Consider the following 22,804-nt stretch of genomic DNA (forward strand, 5'->3'; position numbering starts at 1 on the left):
CCGCACGAAGGAAGATGATCACTGTGACCGAAACAACCACCACCACCGACCCCCTGAAGGCCCTCTCCGGCGAAGGCGTCTCCGTCTGGCTCGACGACCTGTCCCGGGGGCGCATCACGTCCGGCAACCTCGCCGGGCTCATCGACACCCGGCACGTCGTCGGCGTCACCACCAACCCCTCGATCTTCCAGGCCGCGATCGGCTCCGGCGAAGGCTACGAGGAGCAGCTCGCCGACCTCGCCGCGCGGCGTGTGACGGTCGACGAGGCCGTACGGATGATGACCACCGCCGACGTGCGCGCCGCCGCCGACATACTGCGGCCGGTGTACGACGGGACCGGCGGCCGGGACGGCCGGGTCTCCATCGAGGTCGACCCGCGCCTGGCGAACGACACGCGGGCGACGGTCGCCGAGGCCAAGCAGCTCTCCTGGCTGGTCGACCGCCCGAACGTGATGATCAAGATTCCGGCGACCCAGGCCGGACTGCCCGCGATCACCGAGGTCATCGGCCTCGGCATCGGCGTCAACGTCACGCTGATCTTCTCGCTGGAGCGCTACCGCGAGGTGATGGACGCCTACCTGGCCGGTCTGGAGAAGGCGCAGGCCGCCGGCCTCGACCTCTCCCTCATCCACTCCGTCGCCTCCTTCTTCGTCTCCCGCGTCGACAGCGAGATCGACAAGCGGCTGGAGAAGGTCGGCACGGACGAGGCCCTCGCGCTGAAGGGCCGGGCGGCACTGGCCAACGCGCGGCTCGCCTACGAGGCGTACGAGGACGTCTTCGGCGGTGACCGCTGGACCGCCCTCGGCGGGGCCCGCGCCAACAGGCAGCGCCCGCTGTGGGCCTCGACGGGCGTCAAGGACCCGGCCTACAAGGACACGCTGTACGTGGACGAGCTGGTCGCGCCCGGCACCGTCAACACGATGCCCGAGGGCACGCTGAACGCCACCGCCGACCACGGTGAGATCCGCGGCGACACGGTGAGCGGCGGCTACTCCCAGGCCCGCGCGGACCTGGAGGCCGTCGAGAAGCAGGGCATCTCGTACGACGAGGTGGTCAGGCAGCTGGAGGACGAGGGCGTCGCGAAGTTCGAGGCGGCCTGGGGCGAGCTGCTGGACGCCGTCAAGGTTTCGCTCGACGACAAGGGAGTTGACGGGGAATGAGGAGGAAGACCCCCAAGGGGGCCCAGGCGGAGCCGGCCGGTACGGCACTGGACGCCACCGCCGCGGAGGCCGCGGAGGCCGCGGAGAACCGTACGGCGGCCGGCACCGGCACCGGCACCACGGACGGCGGTCCGGCGGCCACCGGTGCCGAAGCCGACACCGACACCGACACCGACGCCGAGCCCGGTTCCCTCACCGAGCTCCTGGACCTCGCGGACGGCTGGGACAACCCCCTGCGCGACCCGCAGGACCGCCGCCTGCCCAAGATCGCCGGCCCCTCCGGGCTGGTCATCTTCGGTGTGACGGGCGACCTGTCGCGCAAGAAGCTCATGCCGGCCGTCTACGACCTGGCCAACCGCGGGCTGCTGCCGCCCGGCTTCTCCCTCGTCGGCTTCGCCCGGCGCGACTGGGAGGACGAGGACTTCGCCCAGATCGTGCACGACTCGGTCCGCGATCACGCGCGCACCGAGTTCCGCGAGGAGGTCTGGCAGCAGCTCGCCGAGGGCATGCGGTTCATCCCCGGCGACTTCGACGACGACGAGGCGTTCGAGCAACTGCGCTCCGCCGTCGACGACCTGGACAAGTCCCGGGGCACCAGCGGCAATTACGCCTTCTACCTCTCCGTACCGCCGAAGTTCTTCCCCAAGGTCGTCAAGCAGCTCAAGAAGCACGGCCTGGCCGAGGCGCCGGCCGGTTCCTGGCGGCGCGCGGTGATCGAGAAGCCGTTCGGCCGCGATCTGAGGAGCGCGCGCGAGCTGAACCGGGTCGTGCACGAGGTGTTCGACCCGGAGCAGGTGTTCCGGATCGACCACTACCTCGGCAAGGAGACCGTCCAGAACATCCTGGCGCTCCGCTTCGCCAATCAGATGTACGAGCCCGTCTGGAACCGGTCGTACGTCGACCACGTACAGATCACGATGGCCGAGGACATCGGCATCGGTGGCCGCGCCGGCTACTACGACGGCATCGGGTCGGCCCGTGACGTCATCCAGAACCACCTCCTGCAGCTGATGGCGCTGACCGCGATGGAGGAGCCCATCGCCTTCGACGCCGACGCGCTGCTCACCGAGAAGCTCAAGGTCCTCAAGTCCGTGAAGCTGCCGGAGAACCTGGGCGAGCACACCGTGCGCGGCCAGTACGCGGCGAGCTGGCAGGGCGGCGAGAAGGTGGTGGGCTACCTCGAGGAGGACGGCATCGACCCCGGGTCGACGACCGACACCTACGCCGCGGTCAAGCTGGAGCTGGACAACCGCCGCTGGGCGGGCGTCCCCTTCTACCTGCGGACCGGCAAGCGCCTGGGCCGCCGCGTCACCGAGATCGCCGTCGTGTTCCAGCGCGCCCCGCACTCCCCCTTCGACTCGACCGCCACCGAGGAACTCGGCGCGAACGCGATCGTCATCCGCGTCCAGCCGGACGAGGGCATGACGGTGCGCTTCGGATCGAAGGTGCCGGGTACGTCGATGGAGATCCGGGACGTGTCGATGGACTTCGCGTACGGCGAGTCGTTCACGGAGTCCAGCCCGGAGGCGTACGAGAGGCTGATCCTGGACGTACTGCTCGGCGACGCCAACCTCTTCCCCCGTCACCAGGAGGTGGAGGAGTCCTGGAAGATCCTCGACCCGATCGAGGAGTACTGGGACAAGCACGGCAGGCCCGCGCAGTACGCCTCGGGCAGCTGGGGCCCCCGGGAAGCCGACGAGATGCTCGCACGAGACGGACGGAGCTGGCGCAGGCCATGAAGATCGACCTGAGCGACACCACGGCAAGCAAGATCAACAAGGCCCTCGTACAGGGGCGCCGCGCCATCGGGACGCCTGCCGTGGGCATGGTCCTGACGATGGTCATCGTGACGGACGAGGAGAACGCCTACGACTCGATCAAGGCGGCCGAGGAGGCCTCGCACGAGCATCCCTCGCGCACCCTGGTCGTCATCAAGCGGCACGCCCGCAGTCCTCGCGACCGCACGAACTCGCACCTCGACGCCGAGGTGCGGGTCGGCGCGGACGCGGGCACCGGTGAGACGGTCATCCTGCGGCTGTACGGCGAGGTGTCCGACCACGCCGACTCGGTGGTCCTGCCGCTGCTGCTCCCCGACGCGCCGGTCGTCGTCTGGTGGCCGGTGGACGCGCCCGAGGTCCCGGTCAAGGATCCCCTCGGTGCCCTCGCGCAGCGCCGGATCACCGACATGTACGCCGTGGAGGCCCCGCTGCGGGCCCTGCGGGCGCGCGCCGCGGCGTACGCGCCGGGCGACACCGACCTGGCCTGGACCCGGCTGACGCCCTGGCGCTCGATGCTCGCCGCCGCCCTCGACCAGGCCCGGACGAAGATCACCTCGGCCGCCGTGGAGAGCGAGGCCGACAACCCGAGCGCCGAGCTGCTGGCCCGCTGGCTGGAGGCGCGCCTGGAGGTGTCGGTCGAGCGGATCGTCACCGCGGGACCCGTGGTGACCGCCGTGCGGCTCGGTACCGCGGGCGGCGAGATCGTCATCGACCGTCCCGAGGGCCCGCTGGCGACGCTGTCCCTGCCGGGCCAGCCCTCGCGCACCCTCGCGCTGAAGGTCCGCAGCACCTCCGAGCTGATCGCCGAGGAACTGCGCCGCCTCGACGCGGACGAGATGTACGCCGTCGCCCTGCGCGGCGCGGACACCGAGGGGGTGAGCCGTGTCTGACACACCGAGGCTCACCCGCCGCCCCGAGTGGACGGCCCTGGAGGACCACCGCGCCGGGCCCCTGCTGCATCCGCAGTTGCGTGAGCTGTTCGCCACGGACCCGGAGCGCGCCGGGCGGTACACCGTGCGCGTGGGCGACCTGCTCATCGACTACTCGAAGCACCTCATCACCGATGAGACGCTCGCGCTGCTGCAGGAACTCGCCACCGCCACCGGGGTGTTCGCCCTGCGGGACGCGATGTTCCGCGGTGAGAGGATCAACGTCACCGAGGACCGGGCGGTCCTGCACACCGCGCTGCGCGCCCCGCGCGACGCGGTCGTGGAGGTCGACGGCGAGAACGTCGTGCCGAAGGTGCACGCCGTGCTCGACAAGATGGCCGGCTTCGCCGGGCAGGTCCGCTCGGGCGCCTGGACCGGGTACACCGGCCGGCGCATCCGCACCGTCGTCAACATCGGCATCGGCGGCTCCGACCTGGGCCCGGCGATGGCGTACGACGCGCTGCGCGCCTTCACCGACCGGGACCTGACGGTCCGTTTCGTGTCGAACGTGGACGGGGCCGACCTGCACGAGGCCGTGCGGGACCTGGATCCGGCCGAGACGCTGTTCATCGTCGCCTCGAAGACGTTCACCACCATCGAGACGATCACCAACGCGACCTCGGCACGGTCCTGGCTGCTCGCGGGGCTCGGTGGTGACGCGGACGCGGTGGCGAAGCACTTCGTGGCGCTGTCGACGAACGCGGAGAAGGTCGCCGACTTCGGCATCGACACGGCCAACATGTTCGAGTTCTGGGACTGGGTCGGCGGACGCTACTCGTTCGACTCCGCGATCGGCCTGTCGCTGATGCTCGCGATCGGCCCGGAGCGCTTCCGCGAGATGCTCGACGGCTTCCACCTCGTCGACGAACACTTCCGCACGGCCCCCGCGGAGGCCAACGCACCGCTGCTGCTGGGCCTGCTCGGCGTCTGGTACGGCGACTTCTTCGACGCCCAGTCGCACGCGGTGCTGCCGTATTCGCACTACCTGTCGAAGTTCACGGCGTATCTGCAGCAGCTGGACATGGAGTCCAACGGCAAGTCCGTGGACCGCGACGGGAACCCGGTGCAGTGGCAGACCGGACCGGTGGTGTGGGGCACGCCCGGCACCAACGGCCAGCACGCCTACTACCAGCTCATCCACCAGGGCACGAAGACAATCCCGGCCGACCTGATCGGCTTCGTCAACCCGGTCGCCGAACTCGGCGGCGAACTCGCCGCGCAGCACGACCTGCTGATGGCGAACCTCTTCGCCCAGGGCCAGGCGCTGGCGTTCGGCAGGACGGCCGACGAGGTACGGGCCGAGGGGGTGCCCGAGGAGCAGGTGCCGCACCGCACCTTCCGCGGCAACCACCCGACCACGACCGTCCTGGCCGCCGAGCTGACCCCCTCGGTCCTCGGTCAGCTGATCGCCCTCTACGAGCACAAGGTGTTCGTGCAGGGCGCGATCTGGAACATCGACTCCTTCGACCAGTGGGGCGTCGAACTCGGCAAGGTCCTCGCCAAGCGCGTCGAACCCGCCCTGACCGAGGGCGCCGACGTCCACGGCCTCGACTCCTCCACCAGCGCCCTCGTGGCCACGTACCGCACTCTCCGGAAGAAGTGACCTGACATGACAGCCATGCAACTGGGCCTCGTCGGCCTCGGCAAGATGGGCGGCAACATGCGCGAGCGCATCCGCCGCGCGGGCCACACCGTCATCGGATACGACCGCAATCCTGACCTCGCCGACGTGAGCAGTCTGAGCGAGCTCGTGGGCAAGCTCGAAGGCCCGCGGGTGGTGTGGGTGATGGTCCCGGCCGGCGCCGCGACCCAGTCCACCATCGACGAGCTCGGTGAGCTCCTCGAGCCCGGTGATGTGGTCGTGGACGGTGGGAACTCCCGCTGGACGGACGACGAGAAGCACGCCGGGGAGCTGAAGGCCAAGGGCATCGGCTTCGTCGACGCGGGCGTCTCAGGGGGCGTGTGGGGCCTGCAGAACGGCTACGCGCTCATGGTCGGCGGCGACGCCGGGCACATCGCGAAGGTCCAGCCCGTCTTCGACGCCCTCAAGCCCGAGGGCGACGCCGGGTTCGTCCACGCGGGCAAGGTCGGCGCCGGGCACTTCTCCAAGATGGTCCACAACGGCATCGAGTACGCGATGATGCAGGCCTACGCCGAGGGCTGGGAGCTCCTCCAGGCGGTCGACTCCGTCACGGACGTGCGCGAGGTCTTCCGCTCCTGGCAGGAGGGCACGGTCATCCGCTCCTGGCTGCTGGACCTGGCGGTCAACGCACTGGACGAGGACGAGCACCTGGAGCGGCTGCGCGGCTTCGCGCAGGACTCCGGCGAGGGCCGCTGGACCGTGGAGGCGGCCATCGACAACGCCGTGCCGCTGCCCGCGATCACCGCGTCACTGTTCGCCCGCTTCGCGTCCCGGCAGGACGACTCGCCGCAGATGAAGATGATCGCGGCACTGCGCAACCAGTTCGGCGGCCACGCCGTCGAGTCCGCGAAGTAGGAAGTCATGGGCGATCTCCTGCTCGTCCGGCACGGCGAGACTGAGTGGAGCAGGTCGGGTCAGCACACCAGCTGGACCGACCTGCCCCTCACCGCGCACGGCGAGGAACAAGCGAAGTCCCTCCTCCCGCTCTTCGCCGGGCGCTCCTGCGTCCTCGTGCTCACCAGCCCGCTCCGGCGTGCGATACGGACCGCCGAACTGGCCGGTCTGACCGGGGCCGTGGTCGACCCCGACCTGCACGAGTGGGACTACGGGGCGTACGAGGGCGTCAGGACCGTCGACATCCACCGCACCCGTCCCGAGTGGTACCTGTGGAACGACGGGGTGCCGCCGGGGCCGGACGGACACCCGGGCGAGTCACCGGCCGAGGTGGGTGAGCGGGCCGACCGCGTGCTCGCCCACGCGGCGCGGTCGCTCGACGACGGTGACGTGGTCCTCGTGGCGCACTCGCACTTCCTGCGCGTCCTGACCGCCCGCCGGCTCGGCCTCCCCGCCTCCGACGGACGCCTGTTCCGGCTGGACACGGCCACCGTGAGCCGGCTCTCCCTGGAGCACGGGCGCCCTGTGCTGGCGGAATGGAACGCGAAGCCGTAGAAAGCCGGTGGATTCGGCTGCGGGCCGGTGGGGGCTGGGCGCGCGGTTCCCCGCGCCCCTCAAAGGCAAGGGCTACCGCCCCCGAGGAAAGACAGGGGCGCAGCCCCGTCTCTCAGGGGCGCGGGGAACCGCACGGCCCACCCCCGCCGGCCGGCAGCCGACGAACAACCCGCGGCCCCGCCCTTCAAAGGGCACGGGCCCGCTGGGCCGCCAGCCGCACCGGGGCGTTCTGCGCTCCGTAGCCGCGGTAGCCGGGATCCCGCTGGACCAGTTCGAAGAAGACCCGGCCGACCGTCTCCGTGTAGCAGTGGCGGAAGGCGGCACCCGCCTCCCGGTCGTAGTCGTAGAGGATGCCGAGTTCCCGCAGGGTCTCCCACTCACCCTCCTCGAACTCGTACCTGGCCGCGAGGTCGTCGTAGTAGTTGGCGGGGATGGGCAGCAGCCGGCCGCCCGCGGCGCGGAAGCGGCGGGCGGCCGTCACGAGGTCGTCGGTGGCGAACGCGATGTGCTGGGCCCGGCCGCCCTCGTCGGCGCTCGGGGCCGGGCCGACACCGAGGGCGATACGGACGGTGCCGTCGGCATCGGTGACGGCACGGCTGCGCAGCAGCCCGTACGGGTCGGCGACGTCCACGCTCTCCTGGGCGCCGAGCCCGAGGACACTGCGGTGGAAGAGGGCTGCCTCGTCGAACTGGTGCCACGGCTGGGTCAGCGCCAGGTGGTCGACGCGGCGCACGCCACCGGCGCCGGGTGCCGGGCGCTGCGTACCCTCGGCGGACTCGAAGTCGCCCGTCCAGCTGGGCAGTCCGGGCCGGTCGGTGGCGCAGAAGAAGAGTTCCGTGCCGTCGGGCGCGGCGACCGCGTCCAGGGGGACGTCCCGCGGTGCGCGGCGGCGCGGCAGTACGGGTGCCAGCAGCGATTCGGCGCGCCGGGCCGCACCGGCGGGGTCGGGCGACTCGAGCCCGACGGCGGCCAGTTGCGTACCGTCGCGGCGGGCGCCCGGGCCCGTGTTCAGCAGCACCCGGGCCTCGCCCTGCTGCCACAGGTCGACCGGCTTGCTGCGGTGGCGGGCGGTCCGGGCGAAGCCGAGCGCTTCGAGGATCTCCGAAACCGGTTCGGCGTCGGGGGTGACCAGTTCGGCGAAGGCGATGCCGGTCGGCACGACGGGCGGGGGCGGTTCGGTGAGGCCCACGCTCTCCTGCAGGACGAGGAGCGAGCGCAGCGCGTCGACGGCGGTGGGCCCCGCCTCGGCCTGCCGGAAGACGTCGTTGAAGACCTCCAGGGAGAGCGGCCCCCGGTACCCGGTCCGGAGCACCTGCCCGACGAGCCCGGCGATGTCGAAGCCGCCCTGCCCGGGGAAGCAGCGGTAGTGGCGGCTCCACTGCAGTACGTCCATCGCCATGAGCGGGGCGTCGGCCAGCTGGAGGAAGAAGATCTTCTCACCGGGGATGTCCGCGATGCCCTTGGGATCGGACCCCCGGGCGAGGATGTGGAAGCTGTCCAGGCAGGTGCCGAGCGCCGGGTGGCCGGCGGCCTCGACGATGCGCCAGGCATGGTCGTACGTGCTGACGTGCCGCCCCCAGGCCAGCGCCTCGTAGGCGACGCGGATGCCGAAGTCGTCGGCCAGTTCGGCGAGCCGGCGCAGCTGGGAGGCGGCGAGCGCGTCGTCGTCCACGGCGAGGGGTGAGACGCTGGAGCACACGAGGACGGTGTCCGCGCCGAGCCGTCGCATGACCTGGAACTTGTGCGCGGCCCGGCGCAGGTTGCGTGCGAACTCCGCCTCCGGCACGCCCTCGATGTCCCGCATCGGCTGGTACAGGTCGATGCTCAGCCCGAGGTCGGCGCACCGGGCCCGGATCTCCTCCGGCGCGAGCGGGCTGGCGAGCAGGTCGTTCTCGAAGACCTCCACGCCGTCGAACCCGGCCCGCGCGGCGGCGGTGAGCTTCTCGGTCAGCGCCCCACTGAGAGAAACAGTGGCAATGGATGTACGCACGTGTACTCCTCCTCCGGTTCACCTGCACGACACGGCTCAGGTGCACGACACGGCTCAGGCCCGAACACCGGCGACGGCCGCCAGTTCGGAGATGTCCGCATGCATCCGTCCCACGTCCGGCTTCCGTCCCGTGAACAGCCCGAAAGCGTCCGCCGCCTGGAACACGGCCATCCCCCCGCCGTCGAGCACCGCGCACCCCGCCTCCCGGGCGGCCCGTACCAACTCGGTCTCCAGCGGCCGGTAGACGACCTCGGCCACCCACAGTCCGGGGTGCAGCAACGACCTCTCGAACGGCATCCCGGGATGCGCGGCCATCCCCGTGGGCGTGGCGTGCACCACCCCGTCCGCTCCGGCCAGCAGCGAAGCCAGCCCTTCCGGACCACCGCCGGCCACCCGCCCGCCCCCGAACTGCCGGTTCAGTTCGGCGGCCAGCGCCCCCGCCCGCTCCGGCAGCGCGTCCACGACGGTGATCCGTCCCGCCCCGAGCGTGAGCAGCGCATGCGCGACGGCGGCTCCCGCGCCCCCCGCCCCCACCTGCACCACCCGCTCCAGCGGAGCGTCGGGCAGCCCCCGGGCGAAGGACGCCGCGAATCCGGTGACATCGGTGTTGTGCCCGACCGCCCGCCCCGCGTCGAAGACGACGGTGTTGACCGCCCCGAGCGCCTCGGCCTGCGGAGCGAGCGCGTCGAGGTGCTCGATGACGAGCTGCTTGCACGGGTGGGTGATGTTCAGCCCGTCGAAGCCGAGGTCGCGGGCGGCCCGTACCAGGTCCCCCACCGCGTCCGGCGCCACGCCGAGCTCATCGATGTCGATGAGCCGGTACAGGTAGCGCAGCCCCTGCCGGTCGGCCTCCCGCTCGTGCAGGGCGGGGCTGAGCGACGGACCGACACCGGCGCCGATCAGTCCGACGAGATACGAGTCCTTGACCACGGCGACCACGGCGGACCTCCAGAGCACTCACTAATGTACGAACTAGTACGTTAGCTATACCAGCATCCGCCGCCGACCGGAAGGTCCCACGGCACACCCGCGATCCCGCTCCGGCGCCTGCTTCTAGAATCTCGGACACTGCCCCCGATCCGCCCCCTCCCCCGCCCCGCACCCCTCGCTCCCGCCCGAAGGAAGTCCGATGACCAGCGTCGAAGAACCGGCAAGGCCCAACGGCCGCATCCGTGACGCCGCCCGCACGAGGGCCGAGATCATGGACGTCGCGACCCAGGAGTTCGCCCGGGCCGGCTACGACGGGGCCAGGGTCGACGAGATCGCCGCCCGCACCCGGACCACGAAGCGGATGATCTACTACTACTTCGGCGGCAAGGAGCAGCTGTTCACGGCCGTGCTGGAGCGGGCGTACGGGGTCATCCGCGAGGCCGAGCAGGGGCTCGACGTCGAACACCTGGACCCGGTCGCGGCCATCAGGCGGCTGGCCGAGCTGACCTTCGACCACCACGAGGCGCATCCGGACTTCATCCGCCTGGTCAGCATCGAGAACATCCACGGCGCGGAGCACATCGCCGCCTCCGGGAAACTCGGCAGGATCGGCTCGCCCGCGCTGGACGTGATCCGCCGCATCCTGGAATCGGGGCGGGAGTCGGGCCTGTTCACGGCCGACGTGGACGCCGTGGACCTGCACGCGATGATCAGCTCGTTCTGCTTCTTCAGGGTCGCCAACCGGCACACCTTCGGCGCGCTGTTCGGCCGCGACCTGGTCGACCCCGCCCAGCGGGAGCACTACCGCAGCATGCTGGGCGACATGGTCATCGCCTACCTGACGGCGGACCGCGCGACCCGCTGAGCGCGGGGCCCGAGCCGGAGCACGGCGGCAGGAGTTCCCTCGGCGCGACCTCTTGACACCCGGGAAACGTGGGCGCAACATCCGTAGCCAACCGCTACTAACTATCCAGTGGGTTAATTAGTCGGATGACATCCAGCGCGGCCGTCCCACCACCCGAGGGATCCGGCACTTCCTTCTGCGCCCACTCCGCGCCCCGTCCCCACCCTTCCGCCTGCTCCCCTTTTGCCCCCTCTCCCCCTTCTCCCCCTCTCCCCCTTCTCCCCCCCTCCCTTCTCCCCTTCCGCTCACTCCACCTACGTTGGAGTTCCCCCGAAGGAGCACCGCCGTGTCCGTCCCCGCAGCACCCGCCGACGCGCCGCCCGGCCAGCCGAGGAAGGCCGCGACCGCCGCCTGGATCGGCAGCGCGCTGGAGTACTACGACTTCTTCATCTACGGCAGCGCGGCCGCGCTGATCTTCCCCGAGGTCTTCTTCGACGAGTCGGACCCGGCCACCGCGACCTTGCTGTCGCTGGCCACGTTCGGGGTGGCGTACGCGGCCCGCCCGGTCGGGGCGCTGTTCCTCGGGCACTTCGGCGACAAGCTCGGCCGCAAGAAGATCATGGTCTTCACCCTGATCCTGATGGGTCTCTCCACCTTCCTCATCGGCTGCCTGCCGACACGCGACCAGGTCGGCACACTGGCGCCCGTGCTGCTGGTCCTGTGCCGGGTCCTGCAGGGCATCTCGGCCGCGGGCGAGCAGGCCAGCGCCAACTCCATGTCGCTGGAGCACGCGCCACCGGACAGGCGCGGGTTCTTCACCAGCTTCACGCTCAGCGGCACCCAGGGCGGCCAGCTGCTCGCCACGCTGGTGTTCATCCCGGTCGCCGCCCTGCCCGAGGACCAGCTGCTGTCCTGGGGCTGGCGGGTCCCCTTCTGGATGAGCATCGCGGTCGCCGTCGTCGGTTACGTCATCCGCCGCACCCTGGAGGAGACGCCGACCTTCACCCGGCAGGCCGCCACCGAGGGCGTCCCGAAGATGCCGCTCGCGGTGCTGATGCGCGAGCACTGGGCGGACGTCCTGCGGGTGGTCGCGGCCGCCCTCGTCGCCTCGGTCAGCACGATCTTCACGGTGTGGGCGCTGGCGTACGCGACCAGCGACTCGGTGGGCATGGACCGCACGTCGATGCTGTGGGTGGGCGCGCTGGCCAACCTCGTCGCGCTCGGCGCGATCCCGCTGTGGGCCACCCTGTCCGACCGCATCGGCCGCCGCCCGGTCTTCCTGATCGGCGCCGCCGGCAGCGGCGTACTGATGTTCCTCTACCTGTGGGCGATCTCCACGGGCTCGTACCCGCTGGTCCTGGTCCTCGGCATCGTCACCTTCGGAGTCGTCTACAGCGCCGCGAACGGCGTCTGGCCGTCCTTCTACGGCGAGATGTTCTCCACCCGTGTCCGCCTGTCGGGCATGGCCATCGGCACCCAGATCGGCTTCGCGGTGGCCGGCTTCGCGGTGACCTTCGCGGCGCAGATCGCGGGCCCGGACGGAGACGACTGGCTCTCGGTGGCCCTGTTCACCGCCGCCCTGTGCGTTCCTCCGGTCATCGCGGTGCTGACGGCCCGCGAAACGCACCGGACACCGACGGAGCAGCTGGGCGAGCAGGTCCGACACGAGTCACCGGACCGGTCGAAGGTGTCCGCCTGAGTTCTCCCGGCCGGTTGTCCGCCCGGCCGGTTGCCCGCCTGGCTGGTTGTCCGCCTGGCCGGTTGTCCGCCTGTTCAGCTGCCCGGCCGGCCGGGCGTCCGGCTGCCCGGGCGTCCCTCCGGTCGTCGCGGCGCGCGGTTCCCCGTGCCCCTCACAGGAGGCCGGGGCTGCGTCAGTGGCCCTCGATCGCCCATGTCCGGCTCCCGTTCGGCAGCGAGCCGGGGCGGAGGGGGGCGGCCAGCCAGTCGGCCAGGGCGGCCGCGATCGGCTGGCCCGACTCGATCTGCACGAAGCCGAACTGGCCGGACTGGTTGCACTCCAGGAACCACCACATCCCCTCGGCGTCCTCGGCGAAGTCGAAGGCGCCGTAGGCCAGCCCGGCCTCGCGGAGGTAGCTGCGCACCCCCGCCGCGACGGACGACGGCGCGTCCACCGCGTGCCACAGCGCGTCGGAGACGGCGAACCGTACGTCCACCTCGTCGGGGTCGGCGTCCGGCGCGACCGCCTTGCGGGCGGCGAAGATCCGATCGCCGACACAGGTCAGCCGGATGTCGGCCCGCTTGGCCACGCGCCGCTGCAGCAGGGTCGGGCCGTACGCGACGGCCGTGAAGTCGGTGCCGGGCGCGACCCGGCTGGTGGGCACCGCCCGGGGCGGCTCCTGCGGGTGCGCGCCCGAGACGGGCTTGACCACCAGGTCCGGGAAGCGGCCGGCGAAGTCGCGGGCGGCCTGCGGGAACGTGGTGATCAGGGTGGCGGGCACGGGCAGGCCGCTGCGCTGGGCGAGGTGGAGCTGCCAGGGCTTGTGGCGGGCCCGGCGGGCCGCGTCGGGGTGGTTCATCCAGCGTGCGTCGGTGGAGCGGAGCATGCCGTAGAGCGCCTGCGCGGACTCCTGGGTCAGCCAGTCGGAGGGCTCGGCGGCGTGCGTCGCGGGCACACCCGGCCTGCGGACCCAGACGGACCGCAGTCCGCCCATGCTCACCAGCCGGCCGCCGACGGACAGATGTCCGTGAAAGCCGCCGCGCACGTACTCGCCCGACAGGGCCACGGGGCCCGGCAGGTCCGCGGGATCGAGGCGGACGACCGGGACGCCGGTCCCGTCGAGTTCGGCCACCACCATGTCCGCGGTCACATCCTGTTCGCACGTCAGGATCAGAACCGTCATTTTCGGGGGTCCGGATTCAGTCGTCGAAGTGGGTCTTCGAGCCCGCGGTGGAGGTCGTGGCCCCCAACTCCCGCAACAGGGCGTAATCATGGGCGGCGAGCCGCCCGTCCGGAAGGACGTTCAACTGCAGTCCGGAGTCATAGGCATACGGAGCGCTGACCTCCAACACCTGGGCCGGACGGGCATAGTTGAGCGCGAACGGTCGCATCGGTTCTCCTTGCTCGGTGCGGACCCATTCAAGCGGATCGTGACGCTCCGGCATCACGCGCCCGTCGGGTTCGCAGGGCTTCCACCGAGATATACGAATCGAACTGGAGAATGGTTGCCTCACGCTGCGTAGTCACGGAACCGGTATGGTCCGTGACTCGTTGAGGATCGGCCGATCTTTCCTGCATAGGGCAGCCATCCGCCGCGCATGACGCGTGCCCCGGGTCTGCGGATCCGGGGCCCGGCCACGAGCCGGCATCCCGCGCGCACTCGTGCCGCACCGATGACTCGCACCCCCTTCGGGCGGGCCGAAATCGTCGGCGTCGGAGCGCGCCGGGGTGCGCGACTTCGCGCACACGCGGCTGTGACCATGGACTTCACTCGGCGAGCACCTCCCTCGTACCGCGTTCGGCCATCGAGCAGGGGCATGCCGAGGGCCGGCTGGAGCAAGTCGGAGCAAGGAGCATGAACGGTCGAGGCCGGCCCTGAACGGCGGCGCGGACCCCGCGCGATCCGGTTACCCGCCAGTTGCATAAACAACCGCACGCGGGGCGACCTGTTGCATACCCGCTCCGCATGACCCACCCCGGGTGTGGCGCACATCTCACGCCGTGCGGTCCGCGCGACCCTGCCGGGAAACGACCGGCCGGGCGATCTGTCCCGGTTGACGGGTTTCCTCCGTCGCCGCGGCCAACTCCCCTTCTTGTGACGGTTGTTGCCCCCGGAACACGGCTGCGGTGGCCGGCGCGCGGCGCAGGCGCGGCGGGTCGCCGGGAGCGGGGATCCTGCAGGCGTCCGGCAAGAACGCGCGGCGGCGCGCGGCGCGGCCCGCCCGCTGCGCCCCGCGATCGGCGGCCGTCCCCCGGCCGCCGGGCGGCGGCAGACGTCGGCGGCCTCGCAGGCGCCTCCCGGCCGCCGCGCGCCGCGGAGGACGGCGGCGCGCGGGGGCGGCTGCGGGTGGGGGCGGCTGCGGGTGGGCGTGAAGAGGGTCAGACGCGGTGGCCCACCACGGCGTCCAGGTGGGGCAGGTCGTGGTCCAGGCGCTCCCGCTTGGTGCGCAGGTACGTGATGTTGTCGTCGCAGGGCGGGATCAGCAGCGGGACCTGCGCGTCGATGCGGATGCCGTTGCGGATCAACGCCTCCCGCTTGCGTGGGTTGTTGGACAGCAGCCGCACCGAGCGGACACCGAGGTCGTGCAGGATGTCCGCGCCCACCTTGTAGTCGCGGGCGTCCACGGGCAGTCCGAGCGCGAGGTTCGCCTCGACCGTGTCGAGCCCCTCCGCCTGGAGCTTCATCGCCTGCAGCTTGGCCAGCAGGCCGATGCCCCGGCCCTCGTGCCCCCGGAGGTAGATCAGGATGCCGCGGCCCTCCGCCGCTATCTCCCGCAGCGCGGTGGACAGTTGGGGACCGCACTCGCAGTGCCGGGAGCCGAACGCGTCGCCCGTCAGGCACTCGGAGTGCAGCCGGGTCAGCATTCCCTCTTCCCGGATGTCACCGTGCACCAGCGCCACTTGTTCGTCTCCGCGGGTACGGTCCAGGTAACCGATGGCCTGGAAATCGCCGTACACGGTGGGCAGTGGGGCATTCACGACCCGTTCGACACCTGAGGACTGGGATTTCCCGGTCGGTACGCCATCTATTTCTGTCATGATTCTGGTTCCTAAGCAGAGACGAAAGGTCGCGAGAACATGGTCAATTCGGGCGGTTCGGAAATACGGCTCACGGTGTCGGGGCCGTTGCCGGCGGACACCACGGAGGACGTACGGGCACGGGGCGCCGGTGTCGCCCGGCAGGTCGCCGTGCTCCCCGTGGGCAGCTTCGAGCAGCACGGGGCGTATCTTCCGCTGTCGACCGACACGCTGATCGCGTGCGCCATCGCCCGGGAGGTCGCTGCCGCATTCCCCGTTCATCTCCTTCCTCCGGTGACGATCTCCTGCTCCCACGAACACGCGGCCTGGCCGGGAACGGTGAGCATTTCCTCCGTGACACTCCATGCGGTGGTGCGGGACATAGCCGATTCACTGCGCCGGTCGGGTGTCGACACCCTCGTACTGGTCAACGGTCATGGCGGCAATTACGTGCTGGGCAATGTCGTCCAGGAATCCTCCGCCGCCGGTGCTCGAATGGCCCTGTTCCCGGCGGTCGAGGACTGGGAGGCGGCGCGGGAGGCGGCCGGGGTGGAGACCTCGCTGCTCACCGATATGCATGCGGGTGAAATCGAGACCTCCATTCTCCTGCACGCCCATCCGGAATTCCTCAAACCTGGGTACGAGACCTCCGACTTCGTCGCCGACGACCGCCGGCATCTGCTCTCCCTCGGCATGTCCGCCTATACCGGATCCGGTGTCATCGGCCGTCCTTCGAAGGCGTCCGCAGAGAAGGGGAAGGAACTCCTGGCCTCGCTCGCCGACTCCTTCGGAGCGTACTTCTCGCTCCTGACATCGGAGTCCGGCGTCCCGGGGAGCGGCGTCGCGACGAACGCCGTCCCGACGAACGCCGGGCCGGAGGCCGGTGATCCGACGGCCAGGGATGCGCGCTGAGCGTCCCCGGTCTCCCGCGCGTCCGGGCCGGGTCCGGCCGCCGCGCCCTCCTCGCGCGGGCCGCGCAGTCCCATGTACCAGCGGGCCACCAGTACGGCGACCCCGGGCAGGCTCGCGGCGAAGCTGAGCACGCCGTAGACGACGGCGACGGTCAGGCCCTGGGCCGCGCCCAGGCCCGCGGCGCCGAACGCCCACGCGGTGACGCCCTCCCTCGGCCCCCAGCCGCCGACGTTCAGCGGCAGCCCCATCGCGATCAGGGCCAGCAGCGCCAGCGGCACCAACTCGGCGGCGGACGCGTCCGATCCGGCCACCCGGGCCGCGAGCAGGAACATCAGGACGTGCCCGGCGAGGACGACGACGGACGAGACCACCACGCCCGGCCAACTGCCACGTGCCAGCAGCGCCCCGCGGGCCTCGGTGAGCGCGGTCCGCACCGCCCGGTGGCGGCGGGAGGTGCGCGGCGCCCTGTTCCTGCCGCGGACGGTGCCCGCGGTGACGACCCCGCAGAGCGAGACCGCGGCCAGCAGCACGACGAGGTGCCGGGTCTCGTCGAGGACCGGCGAGGGCTGGGTGAGCAGGACCGCCACCCCGACCACGGCGAGGACCACCTGGCCCGCGACGCGTTCGAAGACGACCGCGCGCACTCCGCGGCCGACGTCGCCGGCGCTGCGGCCGTGCCGTACGGCCCGGTGCACGTCGCCGAGTACGCCGCCGGGGAGCGCCGCGTTGAGGAACAGCGCGCGGTAGTAGTCCGCGACCGCCGGGGCCAGCGGCAGCCTGAGCCGCATGCCCCGGGCGACCACGCACCAGCGCCAGGCGCTGAACACCGTGGTGAGCACGCCGATGCCGAGCGCCGCGAGGAGCGTGGCCCCGTCGATGCGGCGCAGGCCGTCCAGGAAGACGCCGGTGCCCAGGCGCCAGGTCAGCACGGTGAGGATGACGACGCCGGCGATCGTGCCGAAGTGGGTGCGCAGGAGCCGGGAGTCGAGGCGCGCACGGACCCGGCCCAGCACGCCGGCCCGGCCGCCGTCCGGACGTGCGGCGGATGCTGCGCCGTCGTTCCCGGCCCGTGCCGAGGGCTCCGCCGGCAGCTTCTCGTCCAGGGCGGACGGAACGACCACAGCGGGCACAGTGGCCACAGTGGTCAGGGAACGCTCCTTCGCCGTCATGGCCCCCGCGCCGCCCATCACACGCCCCCGACCGGACGGGCCAGCGCCAGCAGGTCGCTGTGGTGGACCACCACGTTCAGCTCCCCCGCCGCGCAGGCCGCGAGACGCTCGTCGAGGTAGTCCGCGGCCCGGTCGGCCAGCTCGGGGCGCTGTTCGACGGCCGCGCCGACCCAGCCGCGCAGCCACTGCGCCGTCAGCGCGGACTCGGCCGGACCGAGCCGCCAGGCGCTCGGGTGCACCCGTACCGTCGCGCCGTGCCGCGAGAAGGCGTCGCAGGCCGCGCTGACCGCCTCCGGGCCGAGCAGGTCCCCGCGTCGCTGGTGGTCGTTGAACGCCGTGGCGATCTCGGTGTCCAGCGGACGGGCCGGCGTCAGTTCGACCCGGCCGACCACCGAGAGGGTGAGCAGGGCGGGGCAGCCGGCTCCGGCGCAGGCCGCGGCCAGTGCCTCGATCTCGTCGGCGTCGAGCACGTCCAGCAGGGCGGAGGCCGTCACCAGCGAGGCGCCGGCCAGGGCGTCGGCGGTCAGCCGGCCCACGTCGCCGCGCTGTGTCTCCACCGTGACCCGGCTGCCGTCGGCGGCCGAACGGGGCGACCCGACGGCGGCGAAGTGCAGCAGGTACGGGTCGCGGTCGTGCAGCACCCAGTGCTGGGGCCCGTCCAGCCGGGGCGCGAGCCACCGGCCCATGGACCCGGTGCCGCAGCCGAGGTCGTGGATGACGAACCCGTTCGACCTGCGCGGCAGGTTCGCGAGGCGGATCCGCAGGGGGTCGAGCAGTTCGGACGAGCGCGCCGAGGCGTCGACGCCCTCCCGCAGCTGGAGCCATTCGGGGGCGTAACGGGTGGTGTCGTCGGTGGTGTCGTCGGCGGCCTCGCCGCGGGTGCGGTCGCCGAGCCGAATCGTTCCTGTGTCCCGGCCGGGCTCCGCGGTCCCGGTGCCGGAACCGGTATCGCTCCCCGGAGCCTCCGTCGGCGTCGTGCTCGTACCGGTGCTGGTGCTCGTGCCGCTCATGCCGCCCCCCTCCTTGCCTCGCTCTTCAGTCGCCCCAGGACACCTGACAGACTCCGGGCCGTCGCGGCCCAGCCTCCGAGGGACGCCCGGCGGGCCCGCGCGGCGGCCTTGAGGCGCCGGCGCACGTCGGCCTCGCCGAACCAGCCGCGCAGCTCCGCGGCCAGGGCCGCGGGGTTCTCCGGCGGTACGAGCAGGCCGGGCACCCCGCCGTCGGGCGCGCGCCCGACCGCCTCGGGCAGCCCGCCGACGTCCGTGGCCAGTACGGGGATGCCGCGGGCGAGCGCCTCGGTGACGGCCATGCCGTACGTCTCGGCGTACGAGGTGAGGACCATCAGGTCGGCCGAGGCGTAGCTCGCGTCGAGTGCGGCACCGGACCGGGGCCCGGCGAGTTCCACGCGGTCGCCCAGGCCGTGCCGGGCGATCAGGTCCCGCAGTTCGGCCACGTACCCGGGGTCCTGGTTGAGGCCGCCGACCAGCACGCAGCTCCAGGGCAGGTCGGTGACCTCCGCGAGGGCCTCGACCAGCCGGTGCTGTCCCTTGCGCGGGGTGACCGAGGCGACGCAGAGCAGCCGCGAGACGCCGTCGGTGCCGGGGGCCAGCGGCGCGATGTCGGCGCCGGGGGGTGCGACGTGGACGCGGTCGGGCGCGAGCCCGTGGTGCGCGACGAGTCTGCGGGCCGCCCATTCGCTGGTGGCCACGACGGCCGGTACGGCGCGCAGGGCGTGGCGCTCGCGGGCGTCCAGGTCCGCGGCGAGTTCGGGCGTGAGTCCGACCTCGTCGCCGAGCGGCAGGTGCACCAGGACGACCAGCCGCAGCCGTCCGGCCTCCGGGATGACGATCTCGGGGGCCGCGCAGGCGACGATGCCGTCGAGGAGGACGGGGGTGCCGTCGTCCAGTGCGGCGAGGGTGCGGGCCAGTTCGTCGCGGGCCGGGGCGGCCGGCTGGGGCCAGCTGCCGTCGATGGCGTGCTTGTGGACCTGCCAGCCGAAGCCGGGCAGGTCGAGGCTGACCCGGGCGTCGTAGACGTTGCCGCCGCTCGGCACGGTCGGGTCGTCCACCGCGCCGGGCATCACGAAGTGCAGGGCGCGCAGGGACATGGGGATGATGTCGGCGTACGGGTTCACAGGGCACGCTCGTAACTCGCCCAGGCGACGTGCGACTCGTGCAGGGTGACGGTGATGCCGGCCAGGCCGCGGGCGCCCTCGCCCAGTGCTCCCTTTTCGACGCGTTCGGCGAGGCGGTCGGCGACGACCTTCGCCAGGAACTCCGTCGAGGTGTTGGTGTCCGCGAACACCGGCTCGTCGTCGAGGTTCCGGTAGTTCATCTCGGCCACCACCTCCCCGAGTTCCTTGGTGGCCAGTCCGATGTCGACGACGATGTTGTCGTCGTCCAGCTCGGCGCGGCGGAATGTGGCGTCCACGAGGAACGTCGCTCCGTGCAGGCGCTGCGCGGGTCCGAAGACCTCTCCGCGGAAGCTGTGGGCGATCATCAGGTGATCGCGGACGGTGATGCTGAACAACGGACGACCCTCCAGGTGCGGTGCGTCTGACCCCTCTGCCGGGGCGTGCCCTGTATTACGGCCGGTCCGTTCTCCGTGTTCACAGCGTTCGGGTCGGAGTTTCGGACGGGTTTCCCTCGGCAGGGTCGTCAGGACGACACGTGGTGCGAACTTGGTTACCGGCGTTGGGGTTTGGTCACTCGGTGTGCGGACGTGACCGTTTCGCGGGCGGCGTCGCCTCTCATGGCTCGTACCGCACCAGGTGACACATCGCCGTCGTCTCCCCCGTGGCGAGCCGGGCCATCGTCTCCGGCAGGTCCTCGAAGGCGCATTCGCCCGTGATCAGGGCGTCGAAGGCGGGATCGGCGAGGAGTTCGAGGGAGAGGGCGAGCCGGTCGGCGTACGTGCGGCGGGAGCTCCTGGCCGGTGAGACGGACCCGACCTGGCTGCTGCGGATGACGAGCCGGCGGGAGTGGAACGCCTCGCCGAGCGGCAGGGCGACCTTGCGGTCGCCGTACCAGCTCAGTTCGAGGACGGTCCCCTCCGGGGCGAGGAGTTCGAGGGCGCGGGAGAGCCCCGCCTCGGTGGCGCTCGCGTGGACGACGAGGTCGCGCTCGCCCGCGGCGTCCGCGGGGAGCGCGAAGTCGATGCCCAGCGCCCGTGCGAGTTCCGCGCGCGCCGGGTCGGCGTCGACCAGCTGGACGCGGGCGGCGGGGTACCGGGCGAGGAGTGCGGCGACGCTCGCGCCGACCATGCCCGCGCCGACCACGGAGATCCGGTCGCCGATCAGGGGCACCGCGTCCCAGAGGGCGTTGACGGCGGTCTCCACCGTGCCGGCGAGCACGGCGCGCGAGGCGGGCACGTTCCCGGGTACGGGTGTGACGGCGCTCGCGGGGACGACGTAGCGGCTCTGGTGCGGGTAGAGGCAGAAGACGGTCCGTCCGACGAGGCCGGCGGGCCCCTCCTCCACCGTCCCGACGTTCAGGTACCCGTACTTGACGGGGCCGGGGAAGTCGCCGTCCTGGAAGGGTGCCCGCATGGCGGCGTACTGGCTCTGCGGGACCCCGCCGCGGAAGACGAGCGTCTCGGTTCCGCGGCTCACCCCCGAGAAGAGTGTGCGCACCACGACCTCGTCCTCGGCGGGTTCGGGCAGGTGGGTGTCCCGGAGTTCGCCACGGCCGGGAGAGCCGAGCCAGAAGGCGCGGGCGGAGCGGTCCATTCGGCATCCTCCTGAGGAATTCATGTGAATCGGCTGAGCGGGGCGGCTGAACGATCGGGCGACGGGCCACGTACCGACCTTTGCGAAGCCGCGCACAAGGTACGCGGCAATGATCGTCCCTGTCACCTGGCCGGAGGATGTGCGGTGGCCCTGAACAACACGTACGACGCGAGGCTCTTGCAGCAGGAGACCGCCGTGGGAGCGGGCGTACAGCTTCTGCTGTTGACCGTGCTCGGCACGGCGATCGGCCTGGGCCCCGCGGGCTGGCTCACCGGGCTGGCGTTCGGACTCGCGACCTGGGCGGTGCTCTCACGCGCCCTGCACCGCACGCGGCCCCGCTCCTTCGGAGCCGCCAACCGCGTGACGCTGGGCCGGGCGACCCTCGTCGGCGGGGTGACCGCCCTGGTCGCCGACTCGTTCCAGAGCCCGCCGCCGGTCACGGTCCTGGTCGCGCTCACCGCGACGGCCCTGATCCTCGACGCGGTCGACGGCAAGGTCGCCCGCCGCACCGGTTCCTCCACGGCGCTGGGCGCGCGCTTCGACATGGAGGTCGACGCGTTCCTGATCCTGGTGCTCAGCGTGTACGTCGCCGCGGCGGTGGGGCCCTGGGCCCTCGTCATCGGCGGTATGCGGTACGCCTTCGTGGCCGCCGCCAGGTTCCTGCCCTGGCTGAACAACGCGCTCCCGCCGAGCACCGCCCGCAAGACCGTGGCCGCCCTCCAGGGCGTCCTGCTGCTGCTCGCCGGCTCGGGGATCCTTCCGTACGCCCTGACGTCCGGGGTCGTCGCCCTGGCGCTGGCCCTGCTGACCTGGTCGTTCGGCCGGGACATCGGCTGGCTGCGGCGCACGCGCGACTCCGCCGGGCACGAGGTGGAGCGGGTCGCGGTGGACCGCCCCCGCGAGACGGCGACGGTCGGCGCCCCGTAACCGGGCGCGCCCCGGGACGAGCACGGTCGTCGCCGAGCGCTGCAGCAGCCACGCCGGGGCGACCTGCTGCGGCGAGGCCTCCACGGCGCCGTCCCGGCGGACGGCCAGGTCGTACAGGTTCTGCACGGTGACGACGGGCGCGATGGACTGCGCCTCGGTCAGCCGGGCGTCGAAGACGGAACTGAGCCCGAGACCGCGGATCAGCCCCTCCTTCCGCAACCCGGCCAGGGCCCTGTCCCCGAACCACACCCCCGGTTCCAACCTCCTGCGGGCCGGTGTCGGGCCCGACGTCGACGACCCCCGGCTGGTGGAGCCGGTGGGCGAGCTGTCCGTACGCAGCGAGCGCTTCCGGCGGCTGTGGGGCCGGCACGAGGTGCACCCCACGCAGTCACGGGTCCTGCGGCTGCGTCACCCGAAGGCCGGCGACGGCCCGGACCGCGCCGGCTCCGGGCCGGCCTCCCACCCCACGTCCGGCTCCGGCTCCGGGTCCGGGTCCGGGTCCGGGTCCGGGTCCGGGTCCGGGTCCGGGTCCGGGTCCGGGTCCGGGTCCGGGTCCGGGTCCGGGTCCGGGTCCGGGTCCGGGTCCGGGTCCGGGTCCGGGTCCGGGTCCGGGTCCGGGGAACATCGGCCGGCCGGGGAGCGGTGACGGCC

The 22,804-nt window shown here is 72.1% G+C and carries 20 protein-coding genes and 1 pseudogene; 11 read left to right on the plus strand and 10 right to left on the minus strand.

What is annotated here, in order from left to right; translation table 11 throughout:
- The first annotated feature begins 14 nt into the window (after positions 1–14).
- From tal to QFZ75_RS07045, 6 genes are read left to right on the plus strand one after another with little or no spacing between them, the layout of a single operon-like run.
- Positions 15–1,160, plus strand: coding sequence for a transaldolase (tal, locus tag QFZ75_RS07020; protein WP_307534751.1), 1,146 nt, complete (start codon positions 15–17; stop codon positions 1,158–1,160).
- Positions 1,157–2,899 (plus strand): glucose-6-phosphate dehydrogenase, encoded by a 1,743-nt coding sequence (gene zwf / locus QFZ75_RS07025; RefSeq protein WP_307534753.1) that lies wholly within the window; start codon positions 1,157–1,159, stop codon positions 2,897–2,899. Before tal ends, zwf begins: the two co-directional genes overlap by 4 nt.
- Positions 2,896–3,828, plus strand: a complete 933-nt coding sequence (gene opcA, locus QFZ75_RS07030; protein WP_307534755.1) for a glucose-6-phosphate dehydrogenase assembly protein OpcA — start codon at positions 2,896–2,898, stop codon at positions 3,826–3,828. Before zwf ends, opcA begins: the two co-directional genes overlap by 4 nt.
- Positions 3,821–5,470, plus strand: a complete 1,650-nt coding sequence (gene pgi, locus QFZ75_RS07035; protein ID WP_307534757.1) for a glucose-6-phosphate isomerase — start codon at positions 3,821–3,823, stop codon at positions 5,468–5,470. The genes opcA and pgi overlap by 8 nt, the downstream gene beginning before the upstream one ends.
- Positions 5,471–5,485: 15 nt before the next feature.
- Positions 5,486–6,364 carry a phosphogluconate dehydrogenase (NAD(+)-dependent, decarboxylating) gene (gnd, locus tag QFZ75_RS07040; protein ID WP_307544263.1) on the plus strand — a complete coding sequence of 293 codons (879 nt, stop codon included), beginning with the start codon at positions 5,486–5,488 and terminating at the stop codon, positions 6,362–6,364.
- A gap of 6 nt (positions 6,365–6,370) precedes the next feature.
- Positions 6,371–6,958 (plus strand): histidine phosphatase family protein, encoded by a 588-nt coding sequence (locus tag QFZ75_RS07045; RefSeq protein ID WP_307534759.1) that lies wholly within the window; start codon positions 6,371–6,373, stop codon positions 6,956–6,958.
- A gap of 184 nt (positions 6,959–7,142) precedes the next feature.
- On the opposite strand, the gene QFZ75_RS07050 is transcribed toward QFZ75_RS07045, so the two are convergent.
- Complete coding sequence (locus QFZ75_RS07050) at positions 7,143–8,948, minus strand: bifunctional sugar phosphate isomerase/epimerase/4-hydroxyphenylpyruvate dioxygenase family protein (protein WP_307534761.1); 1,806 nt, start codon at positions 8,946–8,948, stop codon at positions 7,143–7,145.
- 54 nt (positions 8,949–9,002) lie between these two features.
- Positions 9,003–9,878 carry a shikimate dehydrogenase gene (locus tag QFZ75_RS07055; protein WP_307544265.1) on the minus strand — a complete coding sequence of 292 codons (876 nt, stop codon included), beginning with the start codon at positions 9,876–9,878 and terminating at the stop codon, positions 9,003–9,005.
- A gap of 199 nt (positions 9,879–10,077) precedes the next feature.
- Here QFZ75_RS07055 and QFZ75_RS07060 point away from each other — a divergent pair, with 199 nt between their 5' ends.
- Complete coding sequence (locus tag QFZ75_RS07060) at positions 10,078–10,743, plus strand: TetR/AcrR family transcriptional regulator (RefSeq protein ID WP_307534763.1); 666 nt, start codon at positions 10,078–10,080, stop codon at positions 10,741–10,743.
- Between the two features lie 325 nt (positions 10,744–11,068).
- Positions 11,069–12,421: an MFS transporter gene (locus QFZ75_RS07065; protein ID WP_307534765.1), complete on the plus strand. Its 1,353-nt coding sequence runs from the start codon at positions 11,069–11,071 to the stop codon at positions 12,419–12,421.
- A 172-nt stretch (positions 12,422–12,593) separates the two neighbouring features.
- On the opposite strand, the gene tgmB is transcribed toward QFZ75_RS07065, so the two are convergent.
- From tgmB to ribA, 3 genes are all read right to left on the minus strand, one after another.
- On the minus strand, positions 12,594–13,583 hold the full coding sequence (gene tgmB / locus QFZ75_RS07070) for an ATP-grasp ribosomal peptide maturase (protein WP_307534767.1): 990 nt from the start codon (positions 13,581–13,583) through the stop codon (positions 12,594–12,596).
- Between the two features lie 16 nt (positions 13,584–13,599).
- The gene (gene tgmA, locus QFZ75_RS07075; RefSeq protein WP_149516121.1) at positions 13,600–13,791 is read right to left on the minus strand and encodes a putative ATP-grasp-modified RiPP; all 192 of its coding nucleotides are present in this window, start codon (positions 13,789–13,791) and stop codon (positions 13,600–13,602) included.
- A 988-nt stretch (positions 13,792–14,779) separates the two neighbouring features.
- Positions 14,780–15,439 (minus strand): GTP cyclohydrolase II, encoded by a 660-nt coding sequence (gene ribA, locus QFZ75_RS07080; protein WP_307534771.1) that lies wholly within the window; start codon positions 15,437–15,439, stop codon positions 14,780–14,782.
- Positions 15,440–15,478: 39 nt separating this feature from the next.
- Between ribA and QFZ75_RS07085 the strand changes: the two genes are divergently transcribed.
- On the plus strand, positions 15,479–16,330 hold the full coding sequence (locus tag QFZ75_RS07085; RefSeq protein ID WP_307534772.1) for a creatininase family protein: 852 nt from the start codon (positions 15,479–15,481) through the stop codon (positions 16,328–16,330).
- A gap of 119 nt (positions 16,331–16,449) precedes the next feature.
- Here the strand turns inward: QFZ75_RS07085 and QFZ75_RS07090 are convergent.
- The 5 genes and pseudogenes from QFZ75_RS07090 to QFZ75_RS07110 form a co-directional block, all read right to left on the minus strand.
- A pseudogene (locus QFZ75_RS07090) lies at positions 16,450–17,517 on the minus strand (lysylphosphatidylglycerol synthase transmembrane domain-containing protein); the annotation flags it as partial.
- Positions 17,517–18,509 (minus strand): class I SAM-dependent methyltransferase, encoded by a 993-nt coding sequence (locus QFZ75_RS07095; protein WP_307534773.1) that lies wholly within the window; start codon positions 18,507–18,509, stop codon positions 17,517–17,519. The pseudogene QFZ75_RS07090 and the gene QFZ75_RS07095, both read right to left, overlap by 1 nt.
- Positions 18,506–19,606 carry a glycosyltransferase family 4 protein gene (locus QFZ75_RS07100; RefSeq protein ID WP_307544267.1) on the minus strand — a complete coding sequence of 367 codons (1,101 nt, stop codon included), beginning with the start codon at positions 19,604–19,606 and terminating at the stop codon, positions 18,506–18,508. Before QFZ75_RS07100 ends, QFZ75_RS07095 begins: the two co-directional genes overlap by 4 nt.
- A 23-nt stretch (positions 19,607–19,629) precedes the next feature.
- Positions 19,630–20,028, minus strand: a complete 399-nt coding sequence (locus QFZ75_RS07105) for a 6-carboxytetrahydropterin synthase (protein WP_307534774.1) — start codon at positions 20,026–20,028, stop codon at positions 19,630–19,632.
- Between the two features lie 220 nt (positions 20,029–20,248).
- Positions 20,249–21,226, minus strand: coding sequence for a zinc-binding alcohol dehydrogenase (locus tag QFZ75_RS07110; RefSeq protein WP_307534776.1), 978 nt, complete (start codon positions 21,224–21,226; stop codon positions 20,249–20,251).
- A gap of 144 nt (positions 21,227–21,370) precedes the next feature.
- Here QFZ75_RS07110 and QFZ75_RS07115 point away from each other — a divergent pair, with 144 nt between their 5' ends.
- Complete coding sequence (locus tag QFZ75_RS07115) at positions 21,371–22,153, plus strand: CDP-alcohol phosphatidyltransferase family protein (protein WP_307534778.1); 783 nt, start codon at positions 21,371–21,373, stop codon at positions 22,151–22,153.
- Between the two features lie 127 nt (positions 22,154–22,280).
- Positions 22,281–22,799, plus strand: a complete 519-nt coding sequence (locus tag QFZ75_RS41080) for a hypothetical protein (protein WP_373465818.1) — start codon at positions 22,281–22,283, stop codon at positions 22,797–22,799.
- Positions 22,800–22,804 lie beyond the last annotated feature (5 nt).

The sequence above is a fragment of the Streptomyces sp. V3I8 genome, assembly GCF_030817535.1.
In the GTDB taxonomy this organism is placed as follows: domain Bacteria; phylum Actinomycetota; class Actinomycetes; order Streptomycetales; family Streptomycetaceae; genus Streptomyces.